Raw genomic sequence first — 20,061 nt, 5'->3', positions numbered from 1 at the left:
ACTACAATAGTTACAGGTAGTGGTTAAAATAAATTTATAATCCTAATTTGAGGAGGAAGTAAAAATGAAAATAGCAATAACAGGAGCAACAGGTCAATTCGGATCATTGGTGATAGAAGCTTTACTTAAAACTGTACCTGCAGGTGATCTTGTAGTTAGTGTGCGGAACCCAGAAAAAGCAAGTGATCTTCAGGCACGTGGAGTGGAAGTCCGTCATGGTGATTTTGATCAACCTGAGACGCTGGAATCAGCATTTGCCGGTGTGGATCGATTATTAATTGTATCTGCAGATGGTGATAATGAAACCCGGATTCGTCAACATAAAGCAGCTGTTGCTGCTGCGGAAAAAGCAGGCGTCGGCTTCATTGCCTACACAAGTGTAGGACAAGCAGACAAGAGTGAGCTATTTCTTGCTGAAGTTCACCGCATCACCGAAGAAGCTATTCGCGCAACTGGCATTCCTTACAGCTTCCTCCGTAATAACTGGTATTTGGAGAATGAGATCGGCTCCATTCAAGGTGCTCTAGCAGGTGCCCCATGGGTGACTTCAGCAGGGAATGGTAAAGTTGGCTGGGCTACACGCGGAGATTATGCAGAAGCTGCAGCAAATGTTCTGACAGGTGACGGACATGAGAACACAGTGTATGAATTGTCTGGCAACCCTTTAACACAAGAAGAATTGACTGAGATCATAGGCAGTGTAATCGGTAAAGAAATCAAAGTAATCCAGGTTGACGACGAGGCTTATGCCAAGACCATGTCGGAGGTGGGTGTCCCAGAAGCTGCGCTTCCAATAGTTGTAGCTATACAACGTGGGATTCGTGAAGGTTGGCTTAATATTGAAAGTAGCGATTTAGAGAAACTGCTGAAACGTTCAGCTACTCCTCTTGCGGATGTCATTCGTGTTATGGTCGGTAATTTACAAGCATAATAATATAAAAGATAAAAGGCTTCCTCGAGGTTGGAAAACCAGTGAGGAGGCCTTTTTTTGTGTTGATAGAGGATGAATCAAATACATAACTTTTCACTATTTTGCCTTGTTCATAATTGTGTTAGTTTAGTTTAACTAGTTATACTAAAAGAAATGGAAGATACTTTGAGTGAGTACATAATCTGGCGAATAAGCGAAGGAGATGATTACAAATGAAAAGAAATATCTTGGTGGTATCGGGAGTGGCGGTTGTTGCATTAGGTGCGTATTTGTTATTGGGAGGTATCGATAAGGATACGCCTTCAGCACAAGATACAACCGACATTAAGCAATTAGTGCAAGAATATAGTTCAAGCAGTCTGGAAAACCTGTCCGCGTCTATCACTTCTGAGCAACTTATTGTAACCGATAGTAACAATAAAGAGAAAACTTACGACTTGCCTAAAGATGAGTTTTTTGTTTCTATAGCTCCATATGTGGAGAATACGCATCCTTGCGCAACACATAGCTTGACTGGCTGCCAAGGGGAATTAACGGATGATGAGTTTAAAGTATATATCGAAGACAGCGAAGGCAATGTGATTGTGGATCAAGAAATGAAATCGCTATCTAACGGATTTATTGATCTTTGGTTACCCCGGGACAAAAAATATAACGTAACCATTGAGCAGGATGGAAAAGCAGCAAAATCTGAGCTTTCCACTTTTAAGAGTGATAATACATGTGTTACCACTATGCAATTGGCAGAAAGTATCTAAAAAGTTGCAGAGAGAAGACTTGAAAAACGAATGCTCAGCAGGATGATTCTTAAGCGATGTCGAAGTCGTTATTCATAGTCCAATTAGATCTTCCTTCTGATGTATTCTGTATTGGACTTTCGCCAAATGTCCATCGTATCGGACTCCATTGCAGCTATTTTAGATTTTCGCTGCATTTTTCAAGTTTATCGGACTGCATAGCTCTTATTGGCTTGTAATGGCACAGAATTGGAGTGTATTTAGGGAAATAACTGCATCTGGGTCCGATAACCTCGTGAAATGCTATAAATCTACGAAATAAGTGCACCTCGGTCCGATCTAGCGGAGAGTTAGAAAGTGTTTGGGAAAAGAAATCAAAAGTATCACACGAATGATCAAAAGAAATTGCTTTACAGAAGAGAGGAGAGAGATGAATGGTTAAAGAGCTGATCATTGGGGATGTTTTGCAAGAGCTGGCTGGTACACGTCGGATACTGGAGAAGCTGCCTCAAGAGAATATGACATGGAAACCACACTCTAAGTCAATGAGCCTGGGTGGGCTGGCCACACACCTCGTTAACCTTCTGAGCTGGCAATCTGCAATTCTACTTTACTCGGAGTTTGATTTGGCATCTGTGGCATATCGACGAGAAGCACTGGAGAGTCCCGACGCGGTTCTACAAGAGTTCGACCTGAAAGCTCGTGAGATTGAGGAATTAATTACTGCAAGCAATGTGGAGATGCTCGGCGCGGAGTGGACCTTGCGGAACGGGGAGCAGATCATCCGTCGTCAGACACGGGCAGCTGCGCTTCGTACCATCGGATTGAATCATATGGTTCACCACCGGGCGCAGCTTGGAGTTTATCTGCGGCTGCTTGACGTGCCGGTACCTGGTCTTTACGGACCCTCGGCTGATGATTTAGAATTAGCAAACGGTGAAGGTTGATAAGTGAGGAAGACCTGCACTGCCAAGTAAGTTCAACATATAGCTCTTACCTGATATATTGGAGTATTAAGTTACCTCCAAACATACGGTAATGGGCTTATTTACTTTTTTCTAGTATTACACTAAATAAAACTCACGGAGGATCGGAAAGTTTGGGTTGACACTTTAGCTAATTTGGAGATATTATAGATTCATTAAGTCTATGATGTGGCAAATATTTTTTTGGTTTAATAATAGACAAAAAGAGTCTTTAATATCTGCATATAGGAGATGATTCATATGATTTACGATTGCATTATTGTTGGTGGTGGACCCGCAGGCTTGAACGCAGCCCTTGTTCTTGGTAGGGCAAGAAGAAAAATAGCTTTAATTGATAATAATCAGCCAAGGAATGCTGTTACCCATGCATCACATGGTTTTATTACAAGAGACGGGGTTACACCAGCCGAATTTCGTCGCATTGCGTATGAGGAGGTACTACGTTATCCGTCTGTTGAGCATATCCAGACTGAGATTATTTCGATTAACAAAATTGATTCTGGATTTGCGGTACATGATTCGTTTGGTCGTCACATTGAAGCTCGCAGATTGATTTTGGCGACTGGGTTAAAAGAGGTCCTTCCTGAGATAGAGGGCTTACGACCATTATACGGAAAAAGTCTGTTTAATTGCCCGTATTGTGACGGCTGGGAATTACGAGATCAACCCCTTGTCGTTGTTTGCGAAAATCCACATGTTTTTCATATGGCTAAAATGCTGCTCAATTGGAGTAAAGATTTGGTTATCTGCACGAACGGCAAGACATTCCTTTCAGATGAACAGAAAAAAAGTCTTGAGGCCAAGGGGGTTGTAGTCAATGAACAAACAATTTCCTCGTTTATAGGGCATGACGGGCAACTTCAGGCGGTTCGTTTTGCAGATGGTACTGAGATCTTAAGAACGGGAGGGTTTATTTCTCCGAATTTGATCCAAAAGGCATCAATGGTAGATCATTTGACTGTAGAGCGGAATGATTCTGGTGGGTTTAGCACGGATGGGTCGGGGAGAACCTCGATTCCAGGATTATATTCGGCTGGAGATGTTTCTTATTTTATGCCTTCTCAGTTAGTGTTTGCCGCGGCTGACGGGAGTCGGACAGCTATGAGTGTAAATATGGATCTTATAGAAGAAGAATTTGAACTTTTTTAACGAATTATGGGTAGGAAGTTGAAAATAATAAATATGCATGATAACATAATTACAAATTAATGATCGGAGTTGAAAAGTATAGTGTAGTAATTATTCTTGCGTCCCATGATGAATAAAACAACAACAATGGTTTATTTCGTTTGTTTTATTCTTTGTATGCAAGAAAGTTACTACTTCTTTTCACTCGAAAATATATCCATATCTAACTCCATTTGGGGCTGGATTTGCTGTATTTATTTGAGTCACAAGAAAGTAACTTTCTTGTGGCTTTTATTTTGTTAAAATACAGGAGGATTATTTTATGTCATTAATAAATGTCACAAATCTAACCTTTGCCTATGAAGGCAGCTACGATAACATATTTGAGAACGTAAACTTTCAAATCGATACCGATTGGAAATTAGGTTTTACAGGGAGAAATGGTCGAGGAAAGACTACATTTCTTAGCTTATTGCTTGGAAAGCATGAATACAGCGGTAATATTTCTGCTCATGTCAGCTTTGAATATTTCCCCTTTCAGGTGAATAACAAGGAGCTTAACACCATAGATGTGATCAGCGAGATTTTTCCGGATTATATTCATTGGAAGTTAATGCGTGAGCTTTCTTTGCTAAAGGTTTCTGAGGATGTGTTATATCGTCCCTTTGATTCATTGTCTAACGGAGAGCAAACGAAAGTGCTGTTAGCCACATTATTCATTAAGGAAAATAGCTTCCTGTTGATTGATGAACCTACAAATCATTTGGATATGACGGCAAGAAAGCTTGTCAGTGATTACCTCAATACGAAAAGTGGATATATTCTGGTCTCTCACGACAGATCCTTTCTTGATAATTGTGTGGACCACATCTTGTCAATTAACAAAACCAATATAGAGATTCAAAAGGGCAATTTTTCTAGCTGGTGGGAGAATAAAGTCAGACAAGATAACTTTGAGATAGCGGAAGACGAAAAACTTAGAAGAGATATCAAACGCTTGTCAGCCTCATCTAAACGAACAGGTAACTGGTCACATGAGGTGGAAAAAACTAAAAATGGAACTAGAAATTCTGGATCTAAGTTAGATAAAGGTTATGTTGGACACAAGGCCGCTAAAATGATGAAACGCTCTAAAGCCATCGAGCAGAGACAGCAATCTGCCATCAACGAAAAGTCTAAGCTTCTTAAAAACATCGAAAATTCTGAGAACTTAGAGATTACGCAACTTGCTTATCATAAACGTCATCTTGCGGAGCTGGACAATGTTTCGGTTTTTTACGGAGAGAAAAGGGTGTGTTCAGAAGTAAGCTTTACCATTGAGCAGGGGGAGAGAATTGCACTCTCGGGTAAAAATGGTTCCGGAAAATCAAGTATCATCAAATTGATCTGCGGTGAGGATATAGATTATACCGGCACCTTCACTAAGGATAGCCAGCTTATCATTTCCTACGTATCACAAGACACTTCAGATCTACGGGGCGATTTAACAGATTATGCTAGAGAGAATGGGATAGATGAAAGTCTTTTTAAATCTATTCTGCGAAAGCTTGATTTCTCCAGAATTCAATTTGATAAGGATATATCCACTTACAGTGGCGGCCAAAAGAAAAAAGTCCTGATCGCCAAAAGTCTTAGTGAAAAAGCTCATTTGTATATATGGGATGAACCGCTTAATTTTATTGATGTTATTTCACGTATGCAAATTGAGGAGCTATTGCTTGAATATACACCAACACTCGTTTTTGTGGAGCATGATCGCGAATTTTGCCATAATGTTGCCACGAAGATCATTGAACTTAGCTGATATTTTTAACATCGATTGAAAATTTCCAACTCTAACAGACCAATATTATTATATTAATAAAGATAATTATTATATATATTACAGTTATCCAATGTACTATAATGGTATAGTTAAACTTTATGATATGTAATTGATGCCTAAAGAAACAACCTATAGAATTGAACAACAGGAGGAAACAAGTTGAGTACACAGAGTGTGGGAATTCCATTAGAAGGTTTTGCAGAATTTAGCCGGACGGTAGCAGCAGAAGGTGCGGTACTGTTGAAGAATGATCATCAGGTGCTTCCGCTTGCTGAAAGTGATAATGTTGCTGTTTTTGGCAGAACTCAAGTGAATTATTATCGCAGTGGTACTGGTTCGGGCGGTAGTGTTCATGTTACTTATACGACCAACCTGCTGGGCGGTCTTCGCAGTAAAAAGAACCTTACGGTCAACGAAGATTTGGCAGCAGTATATGAGAAGTGGATTGAGCAAAATCCGTTTGATAATGGTGGCGGCGTTTGGGCTGCAGAGCCATGGAACCAGAAGGAAATGCTTTTATCCGACGAATTGGTAGCTGAGGCTAGAAGTAAATCGAACAAAGCAATCATTGTAATCGGACGTACAGCAGGAGAAGATCAGGATAATGTCGATGGTTCAGGAAGCTACCAACTAACAGCTGATGAAAAAGCGATGCTGAAGCAGGTAACTACATATTTTGAGCAAACGATTGTTGTACTGAACGTCTCTAATATTATTGATATGAGCTGGCTGAACGATGAAAGCTATAAAAAACCGATTTCGTCTGTCATCTACTCTTGGCAGGGGGGAATGGAAGGTGGTAATGCAATTGCGGACGTGCTGGCTGGAGAAGTAACTCCAAGCGGAAAATTAACAGACACGATCGCATATTCCATCAACGATTACCCGTCAACACACAACTACGGTAATGAATTTACAAACCTTTATCAGGAAGATATCTATGTTGGTTATCGTTATTTCGAGACATTTTGCCCAGAAAAGGTTCAATATGAATTTGGTTATGGAATATCGTATACCACGTTTAAGCTCGAGCCAGAAGAAGCTAAACTTATTTACAAAGCTGGCGAACTTAATGTTGAAGTCGGCGTAACCGTAACTAATACAGGAACTACCTTTGCAGGAAAAGAGGTTGTTCAGGTCTATTATGAAGCTCCACAAGGAAAATTGGGACAGCCTGCTAAAGCTTTGGCAGCCTTCGCAAAAACAGAAGTCCTTCAGCCAGGCGAAGCACAACGTCTTACCGTGAGTTTCCCTGTTCATTCAATGGCTTCCTATGATGATGCTGGTGTGTCAGGGCATGCTTCCGCTTATGTGCTAGAAGAAGGCACGTACCGCATATTTGTGGGAACGAGTGTTAAAAAAGTGGAGGAAGTCAAGGTTGAAGGGAATAGCGGCTATGTCGTGGAAACTCTTCAAGTTGTGGAACAGTTACAAGAAGCTCTTGCACCCACGCAAAGCTTTACAAGAATGCAACCTGGTGTTCAAAAATCAGACGGTTCATATGAACTTGTTTATGCAGAGGTTCCAACACGCAAGATTTCGTTAGCAGAACGGATCGAGAGCAATCTACCAACAACGATCTCCCAGACAGGCAATCAAGGGCATAAATTAAGAGATGTATTTGAACAAAAAGTTAGTATGGAAGCTTTTATTGCCCAGCTTAGTGACGATGATTTGGCTGCCATTGTACGGGGTGAAGGTATGAGCAGCCCATTGGTTACACCGGGTACAGCTTCTGCATTTGGAGGAGTAAGTGATAGTCTATATAACTTAGGAATCCCTGTTGCATGTACGGCAGATGGTCCTTCAGGAATTCGTATGGATAGTGGAGCAAAAGCGACTCAGGTTGCGATCGGAACGCTTCTTGCAGCTACTTGGAATGCCGCATTAGTCGAAGAGCTGTATGTGTTAGAAGGACAAGAGTTGGTACGAAACAACATAGACACCTTGCTTGGACCAGGTCTAAATATTCGTCGCAGCCCGCTTAATGGCCGCAACTTTGAGTATTTTTCTGAAGATCCTTTGATCTCTGGGGTGTTTGCGGCTGCATGTACACGTGGGATTATGAAAGGTGGCTCTAATGCCACGCTGAAGCATTTTGCCTGCAATAATCAGGAGAAACATCGCAGTAAAGTGGACGCTGTTGTGTCGGAACGTGCGCTTCGCGAGATTTATTTGAAAGGTTTTGAAATTGCAGTGAAGCAGGGTGGAGCGAATTCAATTATGACCTCCTATAACCCTGTTAATGGACATTGGGCCGCTTCAAATTACGATTTGAACACTACAATTCTCCGCGGAGAATGGGGCTTCAAAGGTATTGTCATGACAGACTGGTGGGCCATCATGAATGATGTCGTTAATGGTGGAGCTGCAGACCGGAAATTTACAAATTGGATGGTCCGTGCACAAAATGACCTGTACATGGTTGTAGCTAACTATGGCGCCGAAATTAATGGATGGAATGACAACACCATTGAATCCTTGGAAAATGGATCTTTGACTAGAGGAGAGCTGCAACGTTCTGCAATGAATATTTGTGAGTTCATCATACATGCTCCAGTATTCTCGAGAAAACAGCAAATTGTTGAAACAGTTGAGTCCTTTAAGGCTAATCCTTCACTTACTGCAGAACAAGTACAATCCTTATCTCAAAATCCACAGGTTAAGCCAGCCGTTGAAGGATCGACTTTCTTTGAAGTTGGCCAAGCTGGACAATATCGGATCCTCGTGCATATCATGTCAACAGAACCTGAGCTGGCTCAAAGTGCATGCAATGTTAATTTGAATGATCAATTGATGACAACCATTCAAACCAACGGGACAGAAGGTCAATGGATTAGACAAAAGCTTGTGAAAGTAGAACTCGAAGCAGGTCTTTATGAAATGAAACTGGAATTCATTAAACCAGGTTTACAGATCGACTGGATCGAATTTAATAAAGTTGACTAAGTAGCTCTAAATATAAGTTAAAGGAAAAACCCTGCGCTAATGCAAATCCTCCAATAAGGATGTTTACGATAAACATAATTGTTTAGGCACACAGCCGAACGATTACTGTTGAATTGTAAATAATCTATATTGGAGGATTTACTTTTTGGTGAAGTTTAAATTTGAATACATAGAAAGCCGTATGTCCACAATTTTGCAGTAAAACCTGATCTTAATATCGGTATTAAAATCAAGCCAAATCATCCCGAAGCGCGTCAATGATATTTTCTTTTTTTATCTTGCTAATGGCATACAACATTGTAATAAACACGATAAAGATTACGCCAAACACGCTAATTGCCATACTGCCCCACGGGAACACAAAATTAAAGTTATCTATCCTTTCTACGGCCACTAACCCTTCATAAATCAGCCACGAGATGATTCCCGCTATTGGAATTCCGAACAGCAACGTCCTCATCCCATAAAAGAAACACTCAAAACTCATCATCTTATTGAAATCGCGGTCGGACATCCCCAACGAGCGGAGCATGGCAAGTTCCCGCCTGCGCAGTCTGATATTTGTGGAAATAGTATTGAATACATTTGCAACCGCAATCAGGGAAATCATAATAACAAAAACATAGGTGAACACATCAATAACAAATATTAAACTGCGGTATTGTTCAACTATTGTATGGACATTGTAAAGGGTATAAGCAGACATCATTCCCGTGTCCTGAATGATCGCTTCCATTTCAGCCACCGATTGCGAGGGATTATTTGAAAGAAAGGCCAGGCCCATTTCCGCATGGGTATCCGGGCTTTTAAAGTTCTCTTTGAGTGAATAGGGAGCTACCACCATAAAAACGTATGGCCGCTGCTCTAAAGATTGCCTTGGAGGCGGATCCACCGGGTACGTATCGACAAACGTAATGTTTATGCTTTGCCCCTGTTCCATCATTTGCTTGTCATTTGTTTGGGGGGCGACACTAAATGTCATGGAATGATTTGCAAACATATTAAACACTTCGCTTGGCCTTTCATTATTATCAATCCGCTTTTTGGCAACGGCAATCATCTTCGCGTCCTGCCCGGTATATTCATCTGCAGACAAACCCAATTCTTTGATAAAACTCAGATATTTGCTGTCCTCAATAAACTGGATGTCCATGGGTAGTTGAACCGTTTCGTCCGGCGTAGTATACCCCGCGTATTCCCGGTAACGGTCTGAAAAATCGCTTGCCTTAATTACGGATGTATACATATAAACGATTTGGTACGAGCTTTCATAAACCCCGTCAGAGGTTTTAAGTTTGTTGTAAAGCGGGATCATTTCGCTGTCGTCCGTCACCTGAGTGGTAAAAAGAATGTCATAGTCCATATCCATTATCAACTGTTCTGAAAGTCGTTTTAGAGTTGTTCCAAAAGCACTTCCCGATACAAACAGCACGACGCTTAAAGTGAGCGATAACACAATGCTGCGATAACGTTTTTTGTTTCTTTTAAAGTTTTTTAACGCAAGTGTACCCTCCAAACCGTAAATACGCTGTGCAAATTTTGATGTTTTTACCGCTTTCGATTCGGTTTTGACCTCGTTGGTCTGACGAATATTCTCCATCACGGGAGTATTTGCAGCTTTTCTGGCCGGGATATAGGCTGAAATCAAAATGGTAACTAAACTGACTGCTGTAGCTGCGACAATTGCGGGGACAGACAACGATAGGGTTAAAGGCACGGTGCTGTGGAAAGTTTTCCCGAAATTCTCGGCAACCATAGGAATTACAAGTCCGATACTGCCTATGCCGACCATAATGCCAATAGGTATGCCGACTGCACCAATGCAAAGTCCCTCAAATAGCACAGAATTTCGCAGTTGCCTTGCCGTTGCACCCACTGATGCGAGAATCCCGAACTGGCGTGTGCGTTCGTTCAGCGAGATGTTGAACGAGTTATAAATCAGAAAAATCGAGCCTATCATTATTATGGCAACCAAAATGCCGCCAACTGAGTACAGAAGCGTGTTGAACAGTTTATTGTCCGAAGCGCCCATGAAGCGCAGTACATCATCGTTAAAGACATAAGCTCCTGCTCCGACTGTACTGCTTGCGTAAGCCGTTACACCGTGCGGATTTTTCAGTGTGACAAATATACTGAAGTTGTCCGCTTGGTCTTTAGGATCTGCTTTCGTTATCAAGGTGTATCCCGGTGCGGAATGTTCCTCAAAACTGGGTCTTTCGCAGATACCTACAACCTTGTAGGTTCTCTCTGATTTTGGAACAAGGGTTTCTTTGTCCTCTCCCGATTCACCCCCGGTCTGATAAGGGTCGTGTTGGCCGAGATTCTTGTTTCCATTCAATCGGCTTCCAACAGAAAGTGAAAGTGTGTCGCCCAACTTAAATCTAACACCGCCCTTTGCAGTAACGTGAGACGGGACGAGAATCTCCTTGCTATTTTCAGGAAGCCTGCCGGAAATCAGGCTTGTGGGTAAGGTATCAAAGGCTTCCTCACTGAATCCGGCGATGAAAAGATAGGGCTTTTCAGGGCTTTTCCCGCCTTCAAGCGTTGCATAACCGATATTTTCAAATGCTGCGCTGTTTGCAACTTTACTGTCATGGGTTCTCTCTTGCACGAAAGAGGAATCAACATCCAAAAACTCAACGTGCCAACCGCCGTATTTCGCAATAGAACCGTTTACCAGATAATTTAACAGGGAAGTGCCAAAGGTAGCGACAGCCGTAATCATGGCGGCGGACAGAACAACTCCGATCACCGTGACAATCGTTCGGGAACGGCTTTTTTTCATACTTTGCAGTGTGACTTTGTTAAAAATATTCATGGCCGAACCACCTGTTCATCCCGCGTTACTTTGCCGTCTGTTATACCGATAATACGGTCTGCTTGCAGGGCAATATTTTCGTCATGGGTGACGAGGATCAGGGTCTGCCCATATTTTTTATTGCTTTCTTTGAGCAGCTTGATGATTTCATGTCCATTTCGGCTATCTAAGCTGCCCGTGGGTTCGTCGGCAAGCATGACCGCCGGGGCATTCATCAAAGCGCGTCCTATGGAAACACGCTGTTGCTGACCACCTGAAAGCTGATTGGGTAAATGCGTTTTTCGATCTTGCAACCCAAGCATTTCGAGCAGGTCATTTAGCCTTTCCTCGTTGACCTTGCGCTTGTCCATAAGGATAGGCAAAGTGATATTTTCCACTACATTCAGAGTGGGAATGAGGTTGTGAAATTGGTAAATCAGTCCAACTTGCCGTCTGCGGAAGATGGCGAGTTTTTCATTGCTTTGGCTATATACATCTTGCCCGTTCAAATATACCTTTCCGCTTGTCGGTACGTCTACGCCCCCGACGCTGTGAAGCAATGTAGATTTGCCCGAGCCGGACGAACCGATGATTGCGGTGAATCCTCCCTTTTCAATTGTAAGTGAAACATGGTCAAGCGCAGTAACTTGATTATTTCCCTTACCGTAGACTTTGCATAAATTTTCAATTTTTAAAAACTCCATTATGTGAGTCTCCTTTCTGATGGGTTACCCATATAATAGAACCTTCAACTTACATCTCTGTGACTTTCAGGTGAGAGATCTGTCACTTTGAGAAACGAATGGTAAAGATTGCGCCGCCTTGCGGGTGGTTTTTTGCGGTAATCGTTCCTCCTTGCCGCGTTATAATCATCTTGCAGAGAGCCAATCCAATCCCGTATCCTGTAGCGTTTGGGTTTTTCCCGCGATAAAACCTGTCAAACAAGCAGTGCAAATCTTCTTTCTGAAAACCCGCACCGCTGTCGTGGATGGCAATCTCGGTAAATAACCGGTTATCCGTACAATCAATCTCAATCCTCCCGTGCTCGCCTGCACTTTCTATACAATTTTTGAGGATGTTTTGAATTGCTTGCGAAATCCAACCTGGATCGCCTTGAATAAGTACTACTTTCGGCACGTCTATTTGCAAATCAATATAGCGCAGTTCTATTGGGATTAGGAACGGGCGAAGGGCGGAGCGTATCAAGCTATCTACATCTATCTGCTCGTTTTGGAATACCACAATGCCCGCGTCCAAGCGAGATAATTTTAGTAGAGAAGTAATCAGCCAATCCATCCGCACAAGCAATTCTTCTGTTTCTCGTATAAATGCTTTCCGTTCGTTTTCATTAGGGCTATTCTCTAACAAAGACAGTATGAGGTTGGCTGATGTGAGTGGGGTTCGGAGTTGGTGGGCTATGTCGGCCAGCGAATCGGCAAGATGTTCTTTTTCTTTTTTCAGCGCATCGTTTTGCTCCCGAATGCGCAGTAGCATTTTTGTTATCTCGCTGTGCAGAATAGAAAGCTCGCCCTCGTCCGACTCTTCAATGTACAGAAGGTCAGCATTATGAAGCACAAGGTCGATTTGATGTGAAATCCGTGCAATGCTTATGTATCGGGCTTTGGTAAACACGAAAAACGCTATGCCAAAAGCGGCGGTAGAGGTAGTGGTAAGGATTCCCGCCGCCATATTGATTGCAAATCCCAGCGTCACAGCGGAGGTGGCAATTAAGGAGAACAAAATGACAAAATGTCGAAACTCTCTATTCCGAAGCATACTCGTTCCCCAATCTATATCCCGTCCCACGAACAGTCAGAATAATTTGCGGACTTGCTGGATCGTTCTCTATCTTCTCCCGCAAACGTTTGATGTACACGGTCAGTGTATTGTCATTGACAAACTCGCCTGCAGCGTCCCACAATTCGTCAAGCAGCCTGCCTCTCGTGATAATACTTTTCGAATTGCTAATAAACATCAGCAACAAGCGGTATTCTAATGCTGAAAGAAAGACTTCGCTACCGTTTTTCTCCACAATGCCACTTGCCATATCGACATGAAGCCCGTGAATTTTAAAATCAGATATGGAACGCCCACTTTTTCGCAAGGCGGCTCCAATTCGTGCAATCAATTCACGCGGACGAAAAGGCTTAGTGATATAGTCGTCCGCGCCCATGTTCAGCCCGGTAACAACACTTGACTCATCGCCAGAAGCCGTCAGAAAGATTATGGGAATATCTTGCGTTTTTTTGATTTCCGTGCAAACCGCAAAGCCATTTCCATCAGGCAAAGAAATATCAATCAACGCCAAGTCAAATTTATTTCCGGCAAGCGCGGTAAGGGCTTCACTCCGCGTAGGGACATGAGAGACTGTAAATCCCTCTGAGCGGAGCAGAAGCACAAGGTTTTTAGCGATTGTCTTATCGTCCTCAACCAAAAATATCTGGTTCATTTATTTGCACCGTCCTTTACTTTACTGCAACTATATCGTCCGTTAGCCGGGTTTTTAGCGTCAATTGGAACAAGGCAAGTATTTCCCATTTTTTCGCTGATTCCTTTGTCGTTATATAATCTATGCATAACACCTCCTTAGATCTATTATATTTCTTTTGACAGAAACATACAGTCCGAGGTATAAACAAAAAATAAAGGGTGTGTAAACTTATATTAAAGGCAGAGATATGAACGCTAAAATGTAATAGGGTTAAATAGTATGAAGCTAAATGTAACAGGAAGAAATCTCTCGAAAGAAAAGAGTCTGCAAATTAAGGATGAATTTCAAAAGCAATGTCTGATAAAAGGTTTAAAACAAGAAAAAAGCCGTAGGACTTGATAATCCTACGGCAAATCTCAAAAGCCGAAAACATCCTTATTGAACCGTGACAAATGCGCAGGGGATTTGTTCTGTAATAAAGCTATCCATCTAGTTTAAAGTTGAAAATACCTTACTCTGCTTGGAACTGGAACCACTTAAAATCAAACTGGCTCCCCGGTAGAAATATAAAGGTGACAGTTTGCGGACCGGTTATGCGCTCCAATACAAATTCTCTTTCGCAATAATCACTTGACTGTGTAAACTCCACAAGCTGTCTCTTTTCACCCTCTGGTCCGCTAAATAGAATATGCAGAGTATTTTTATCGATAGGCGAATGCCCGCATAAGGTTAGTTTAGTGCTTCCAGTATGACCGAAGTCCATATCTTTAAAGATGAGAGAGACGTTGTTACCAATATTTTTGATTTGTCCATCTGTCAGCGTAAAGGAATCCCCATAAATCTGATTGTATTCCAGAACGTTAAGTTGTTCGTACGCTTTTAAAGGCTTGTTAAACTGAAAGCCCTTGAGATGAATCTTTTTATGAAGAACAAAACAAAGGGTGGTGACACCTTTTATTCGCTCAGGTAATGGGTAGGTCTCCTCTTGATATACATTCCATATGGATGGTTTTTGATAGGTTACCTGTGTCAGCAGAGCTGCGTTTGGAGCATCCGGTGTACCTTTCCATATATCAATCGTATATTTATCGTTATCTAGCGCGAAGATAGGAAGGGTAAGTTCAGTAGCTCCATAATCACCGAAATCGATGTTGTCAAAACAGATCCAGCTTTCTCCTTCTCTTGCAGTAGCCACTCCGCGTTCATTCCCATTTGTTAAGTTCCGGCTCGTATTGCTATGATAACCAGCGGAAACAAACTCATAAGGATTCAAAAAGGCAGCTCCCATATCTCGAATATGGAATTCCATAAGCGAATACAGGCGCACTTGATCTGCACCGTTTTTCGTTGCACACCGTACATAGACGTCTCCGTCTCCCAAAGCCGAAATTACTGCTTCATGCCCATTTGCCTCAAGAACGGCTATATTAGCGTCAATACCGGCAGCATTCGTAACTCGCCATTCAATTTCCTGATAGGTTGCGTTCTCTGGATGAATTTGCACACGAACCGGAAGTGAACGGGTGTCCTTCGTTAGTTGATTTCCTTGCGGGCATATGATTTCCAGCTTGCGAACGGGAATTTCATCTGATAAATAGTTTTGGGATAACTCGCTCACATCCGATAGTGATTGTGATGAGTGTTGATAAAGTACAAGCTCTTCGTCCTTAGAATGATCTAGCTCTCGTGCTTCCGAAGTCAGTGTAAGCTCAGCAGACTGTAAGCCATGGGAAGATGCACGTACAACGATTGTACCTGACTCCAATGAAGAGGCAATGACCGCAAGCAATTTGCCGCTGAACATCCGGCGACTTGTTCCTTTATATGAATCGTAGTCAGTGCTGTCACCATTATCCAAACCAACAAGACGCCCCGGTCCTTCTACAGAGATTTGAATACGATTATTGGCGTTCTCCACGGGACGTCCTTCTTGATCGAGGGTCGAGATCTCCACAAATACCAAGTCCGATCCGTCAGCAGTCATCTGAGTTTTATCAGGATTCATGACCACAGTGGCCGAATCTCCGAAAGAAGTTACCGTATCATCAGCGATCTGTACTCCGTGTTCATCATAAGCGACTGCTCGGAGAGTACCTTTGCTATAGGGGAGCTGCCATTCCCCAAGCAGCTTTTTACCATGTTTATGGTCAATGTTAACCGTGCCCATGGATTGATCATTAAAGAACAATTCGATTTGTGGTGCGTTGGAGCATACTCGCACATCAATAAGCTGCCCTTCAGAAAAATCCCAGTACGGAAAAATATGAATCATCGGGGCGACCTTGTAATCCGTCCATTCTGCTTGATAAATATAATAGGAATCCTTTTTGAATCCTGCGGTATCCAGTTGACCGAAATACGAGTTTTTAGTGAAGTACGGAGTCGGCTCCCCAATATAGTCAAATCCAGTCCAAATAAATTGTCCAGGTGAGTAGGTCGCATCACGATCTGCGATGATGCAAGCTTCTGTGTTTTTGGCACCCCAGCTAGTAGAACTGTTCCCTAAGGCTGAGCATTGTTCATCATCGTCAGACAATACAGACTGAGCATAAGGGAAGTGGTAGATGCCTCTGCTCTGTACAGTAGACGAAGTTTCACTACCATAAATAATCCAGTCGGGATGTTCCTCATGATGCTGGTCATAGTATTTTTCGGCATAGTTATACCCTGCGAACTTCACTAGATCTGCGCATTTCTGTGCATTCTCCCATGGCATATAGTTGGAACCGATAGTAACCACTGCATTTCCTTTAGGGTCATGAACCTGCACCAGATCACGTAATTCTATGGTTAACTCTTGGCCGCGTTCATCGGCATGGGTGTCGTATATTTCATTTCCGATACTCCACATGAGCATGGAGGGGCGATTTCTATCCCGGCGTACCCAGCTGGCAATATCTTGTTTCCACCAATCCGGATAAAATCTGGCGTAGTCAAAAGGAGTTTTACTGCGTTCCCACATATCGAATGCTTCGGAAACTATGAGCACGCCCATCTCATCCGCTAATTCCATCAGTTCAACGGCTGGCATATTGTGGGCCGTACGAATAGCGTTTACGCCCATCTCCTGCAGGAGGATAATCTGTCTTTTTAGAGCTGCCTTATTCACCGCAGCCCCCAAACATCCCAAATCATGATGTTGGCATACGCCATGAATCTTCACCTTTCGGCCATTCAAAAAGAAACCTTGTTGGCTGTCAAACTCCATCGTACGGAATCCGAAGGTTTGGATTTCTTCTTCAATTACCTGATCATTCTCCAGCAGTTCAGTTTTTAGGGAATAGCAGTAAGGCTGGTTAATATCCCAGAGCATTGGATTATTGACGGATAAGAGGGCAGAGCTGGATACAGCAGACCCGACTTGTACTGGACTTTCATTTTCTGCATGAGAGATACAGATACCTGAAGCGTCCAGTATACTGTGACGAATTATGTAGTGCTTTGCGCTTTGCAATAGATCATTGCACAAGACTTCGGTATCTACCTCAACATTCCAGGAATCCTCTTTTTTGTGAGTAGAGATATAAATACCATCAGGCACAATATGTGTCCCTGGATACGTCTTCAGCCATACACTGCGATAGATGCCCGCACCGGAATACCAGCGTGAATTAGGAGACTCATGAACCACTTGAACATAGATTTCGTTGATACCTTCAATAATGTATGGCGTGATATCTATTTCAAAAGTGGAGTATCCATTTTTCCAGACGCCTGCGATATGGCCGTTCACATAGAGAGTGGAGTCCATGTATACGCCTTCAAAACGAAGCGAGACACGACTATTTGGCACTTTCTCATCTATAATTATGCTTTTACGGTACCAGCCTTCTCCGCTTTCATATAGATTATGTGTATCAAAAATTAGCCAGTCATGGGGTAAGGTTACGTCGATCCACTCCGAATCAGCTGCTATCACCGATTCTAAAGTGGACTTAAGCGGCTGTTTGCTGAATAACCAGTCATTATTTAATCTTGTTTTCTGACTCATGAATGAAGTTCTCCTTTATCTTTGGAAAATTTAGAAGTGGTTATTAACGATGTGAATGATTTCCGTAAAGACTTTTGTACTCTTTTTTATCATATCAAAGATTTTGCAAAAAGACATTCACGAAGAAGAGTAAAAAAACTGTAATAACAAAGCTATTGAAATCGCATTCAAAATGATAACATGCCATTGGTAAATTATCTATTTATTTCTTAATATATCTTTTATTGCGGAGGATGAAATTTATACAAAAACAGTACTAATGAACAATACAGAGAAGTATCTCTGGTCTATGAAAGATGTTATTGCTACAGAAGCTAATGAAAGTGAGGAAAATGCCTGGTATACCGTCTTAGATGTGTCGGGCTTATTGCTGATTAAATACTTTACAAATACTTGTCTGCATGTACTTGCGTTTGTTCGAATAAGTTAGAAAGAAGGACAGGACAAACCATAGGTGGAGATGCGTATAAATGGGGATGCGTAAACAAAGTTTTATTCGTGGCACGTTCATATTAACCGTGTCGTCATTTTTCACAAAAGGGCTTGGTTTTTTGAACGGAGTCTTGCTGGCACGTTTTTTGGGAGCAGAGGGAGTAGGGCTGCTTATGATTGCTCATCCACTGCTTCCCTTATTTATTACGCTAACAGAGCTGGGGCTTCCTGTTGCGATTTCAAAGCTTGTATCGGAAGCTGAGGTTAAGCAGGATGAAGCCCGAGTAAAGCGTATTCTCACAGTATCCTTAAGCATTACGGGTACGTTGAGTATTATATTAACTTTAGTGGCTCTATTTGGCTCCAAATGGATCGCATCGATTTTTTTGGCCGATCAGCGGGCGTATTATGCTATGGTTGCTATTACGCCGATCATTCCAATTATTGCGATGTCTGCTGTACTGAAAGGTTATTTTCGTGGAAAACAGAACATGAACCCACTTGCCTTTTCCGATATTATTGAGAATCTGGCGCAAATCATTGTCATTATCGGTGTTGTCAACGTATTGTTGCCCTACGGTATTGCCTATGCGGCTGCTGGCGCAATGGCTGCCTCCGTTGTTGGGGAAGGTTTTGGTTTGCTCTATTTGTTTGCTGTTTTCAAATGGGCAAATCGAGGTAAGGTCAAAACCTCTCCACCACCTACGTCAAGAATTTCACTTAAAGGAGACAGTACGTTGAGAGATTTGCTGCGCATCGGCTTACCGATGACAGGCAGCGGTTTTATTCATTCTCTCTATCATGCCTTTCTACCACTGCTGATTACGAAAAGTCTAGTACTGTTTGGTGTGGGTGTTGAGATGGCGACCAAGCAATTCGGACTTCTGGCGGGTTATGCTCTTCCCATGTTGTTTCTCCCCAGCTTCTTCACACAATCGTTGTCGACTGCATTAATTCCGGCGATCAGCGAAGCAAGTGTGAGCAACAATAGCAAGCTTATGCATAATCGGATGGATATGGCTATGCGATCCGCGCTTATAGTAGGTTTCCCATGTACAATCATACTGTACTTATGGGCTGTACCCTTAACAACTATGATCTATCATTCGCCAGAAGCGGGCGAGCTGCTAAGGTTAATTGCACCCTTATTTTTTCTTTATTATTTCGGAGCGCCACTGCAAGCGATTTTGCTTGGTTTGGGGAAAGCATCAACCGTTATGTGGAATCATATTCTTACGAATATTTTTGAAGTGATTGCGATCTTTGTTCTAGGTTCTAATATTGGAATCGAAGGGGTGGCCATGGGATTCGGACTGGGGCTCTTGCTGCTGACACTGTTGAATTTTTTATCTGTGGCAGGAACGATCGGGTTTTATTTTGACTTTCGTATTGTATTCAAGGTGGGAGCAGGAGGAATTGTCATGGCGCTTAGCGGGTTGGCGGCTCACGGAATTCTGGAGCGATTGGACCTGGGGCAGATTATTCAACTGTTCGGAGCGTTGCTTGTTTCGTTAATCACCTATGCAGCAACATTGCAGGTAACCCATGCGTGGGAAAGGGCACCGAAACCACCAACGATTACACCTGTTTCTTGAAAGAGGAGGGGATATTCCGGTACCGTGCTCCAAAAAGTAAATTGACTGATTATGCAACCCTCTGTGTAACAGTATGGAGGCGGATGAAGGTAATGGATGGGGAGCAGCGAGGTGTTTAACTGTATTTTGTGCAGCTATAATCGTTCAAAATAGTTGTGCATTGAAAATAGCTGTATTTCTTACAACTATTCTCACGAGTTAAAGCCTATTAGGTGATGTCTCTTGATTTTAATTGTATAGAATGCAGTTAAAGTCGGAG

General features: G+C 42.4%; 13 protein-coding genes. 8 read left to right on the top strand and 5 right to left on the bottom strand.

From position 1 onward, the window contains the following. The first annotated feature begins 64 nt into the window (after nucleotides 1–64). The 6 genes from MHI15_RS22460 (at nucleotide 65) to MHI15_RS22435 (ending at nucleotide 8,556) form a co-directional block, all read left to right on the top strand. On the top strand, nucleotides 65–931 hold the full coding sequence (locus MHI15_RS22460) for an SDR family oxidoreductase (RefSeq protein WP_076184560.1): 867 nt from the start codon (nucleotides 65–67) through the stop codon (nucleotides 929–931). Nucleotides 932–1,143: 212 nt separating this feature from the next. After that, the gene (locus tag MHI15_RS22455; protein ID WP_341164907.1) at nucleotides 1,144–1,689 is read left to right on the top strand and encodes a CueP family metal-binding protein; all 546 of its coding nucleotides are present in this window, start codon (nucleotides 1,144–1,146) and stop codon (nucleotides 1,687–1,689) included. Between the two features lie 413 nt (nucleotides 1,690–2,102). Beyond that, the gene (locus MHI15_RS22450; protein WP_076125721.1) at nucleotides 2,103–2,615 is read left to right on the top strand and encodes a DinB family protein; all 513 of its coding nucleotides are present in this window, start codon (nucleotides 2,103–2,105) and stop codon (nucleotides 2,613–2,615) included. A gap of 279 nt (nucleotides 2,616–2,894) precedes the next feature. After that, nucleotides 2,895–3,803 (top strand): NAD(P)/FAD-dependent oxidoreductase, encoded by a 909-nt coding sequence (locus MHI15_RS22445; RefSeq protein WP_341164906.1) that lies wholly within the window; start codon nucleotides 2,895–2,897, stop codon nucleotides 3,801–3,803. A 301-nt stretch (nucleotides 3,804–4,104) separates the two neighbouring features. Further along, nucleotides 4,105–5,586 (top strand): Lsa family ABC-F type ribosomal protection protein, encoded by a 1,482-nt coding sequence (locus tag MHI15_RS22440; protein WP_076222543.1) that lies wholly within the window; start codon nucleotides 4,105–4,107, stop codon nucleotides 5,584–5,586. A gap of 180 nt (nucleotides 5,587–5,766) precedes the next feature. Then, a complete protein-coding gene (locus tag MHI15_RS22435) occupies nucleotides 5,767–8,556 on the top strand; it encodes a glycoside hydrolase family 3 C-terminal domain-containing protein (protein ID WP_341164905.1) in 2,790 nt (929 codons plus the stop codon). Nucleotides 8,557–8,785: 229 nt separating this feature from the next. On the opposite strand, the gene MHI15_RS22430 is transcribed toward MHI15_RS22435, so the two are convergent. From MHI15_RS22430 to MHI15_RS22410, 5 genes are all read right to left on the bottom strand, one after another. Next, nucleotides 8,786–11,374 carry an ABC transporter permease gene (locus MHI15_RS22430; protein ID WP_076306443.1) on the bottom strand — a complete coding sequence of 863 codons (2,589 nt, stop codon included), beginning with the start codon at nucleotides 11,372–11,374 and terminating at the stop codon, nucleotides 8,786–8,788. Beyond that, on the bottom strand, nucleotides 11,371–12,057 hold the full coding sequence (locus tag MHI15_RS22425) for an ABC transporter ATP-binding protein (protein ID WP_076125710.1): 687 nt from the start codon (nucleotides 12,055–12,057) through the stop codon (nucleotides 11,371–11,373). The genes MHI15_RS22430 and MHI15_RS22425 overlap by 4 nt, the downstream gene beginning before the upstream one ends. An 82-nt stretch (nucleotides 12,058–12,139) precedes the next feature. Next, nucleotides 12,140–13,129: a sensor histidine kinase gene (locus MHI15_RS22420; RefSeq protein WP_076280659.1), complete on the bottom strand. Its 990-nt coding sequence runs from the start codon at nucleotides 13,127–13,129 to the stop codon at nucleotides 12,140–12,142. Continuing rightward, a complete protein-coding gene (locus MHI15_RS22415) occupies nucleotides 13,116–13,802 on the bottom strand; it encodes a response regulator transcription factor (protein ID WP_076278442.1) in 687 nt (228 codons plus the stop codon). Before MHI15_RS22415 ends, MHI15_RS22420 begins: the two co-directional genes overlap by 14 nt. A gap of 493 nt (nucleotides 13,803–14,295) precedes the next feature. Then, a complete protein-coding gene (locus MHI15_RS22410) occupies nucleotides 14,296–17,775 on the bottom strand; it encodes a sugar-binding domain-containing protein (RefSeq protein ID WP_341164904.1) in 3,480 nt (1,159 codons plus the stop codon). 259 nt (nucleotides 17,776–18,034) lie between these two features. Here MHI15_RS22410 and MHI15_RS22405 point away from each other — a divergent pair, with 259 nt between their 5' ends. Both MHI15_RS22405 and spoVB read left to right on the top strand, forming a co-directional pair. Further along, a complete protein-coding gene (locus tag MHI15_RS22405) occupies nucleotides 18,035–18,205 on the top strand; it encodes a hypothetical protein (RefSeq protein ID WP_341164903.1) in 171 nt (56 codons plus the stop codon). Nucleotides 18,206–18,251: 46 nt separating this feature from the next. Continuing rightward, entirely contained in the window at nucleotides 18,252–19,802 is a 1,551-nt protein-coding gene (gene spoVB / locus MHI15_RS22400) for a stage V sporulation protein B (RefSeq protein ID WP_341164902.1), read from the top strand. Nucleotides 19,803–20,061 lie beyond the last annotated feature (259 nt).

Origin of the sequence: Paenibacillus sp. FSL H7-0918, from assembly GCF_038007025.1 — a bacterium.
GTDB lineage: Bacteria > Bacillota > Bacilli > Paenibacillales > Paenibacillaceae > Paenibacillus_AQ > Paenibacillus_AQ odorifer.
Note: the sequence above shows the minus strand (reverse complement) of the source record. Positions and strands in the feature narration are given on the sequence as shown.

Bases quoted from the DNA above. Each gene is read 5' to 3' on its own strand.
- MHI15_RS22450 (WP_076125721.1), top strand. From the start codon at position 2,103: ATGGTTAAAGAGCTGATCATTGGGGATGTTTTGCAAGAGCTGGCTGGT.
- MHI15_RS22425 (WP_076125710.1), bottom strand. From the start codon at position 12,057: ATGGAGTTTTTAAAAATTGAAAATTTATGCAAAGTCTACGGTAAGGGA.
- MHI15_RS22445 (WP_341164906.1), top strand. From the start codon at position 2,895: ATGATTTACGATTGCATTATTGTTGGTGGTGGACCCGCAGGCTTGAAC.
- MHI15_RS22430 (WP_076306443.1), bottom strand. From the start codon at position 11,374: ATGAATATTTTTAACAAAGTCACACTGCAAAGTATGAAAAAAAGCCGT.
- MHI15_RS22455 (WP_341164907.1), top strand. From the start codon at position 1,144: ATGAAAAGAAATATCTTGGTGGTATCGGGAGTGGCGGTTGTTGCATTA.
- MHI15_RS22410 (WP_341164904.1), bottom strand. From the start codon at position 17,775: ATGAGTCAGAAAACAAGATTAAATAATGACTGGTTATTCAGCAAACAG.
- MHI15_RS22405 (WP_341164903.1), top strand. From the start codon at position 18,035: ATGAACAATACAGAGAAGTATCTCTGGTCTATGAAAGATGTTATTGCT.
- MHI15_RS22415 (WP_076278442.1), bottom strand. From the start codon at position 13,802: ATGAACCAGATATTTTTGGTTGAGGACGATAAGACAATCGCTAAAAAC.
- MHI15_RS22420 (WP_076280659.1), bottom strand. From the start codon at position 13,129: ATGCTTCGGAATAGAGAGTTTCGACATTTTGTCATTTTGTTCTCCTTA.
- MHI15_RS22460 (WP_076184560.1), top strand. From the start codon at position 65: ATGAAAATAGCAATAACAGGAGCAACAGGTCAATTCGGATCATTGGTG.
- spoVB (WP_341164902.1), top strand. From the start codon at position 18,252: ATGCGTAAACAAAGTTTTATTCGTGGCACGTTCATATTAACCGTGTCG.
- MHI15_RS22440 (WP_076222543.1), top strand. From the start codon at position 4,105: ATGTCATTAATAAATGTCACAAATCTAACCTTTGCCTATGAAGGCAGC.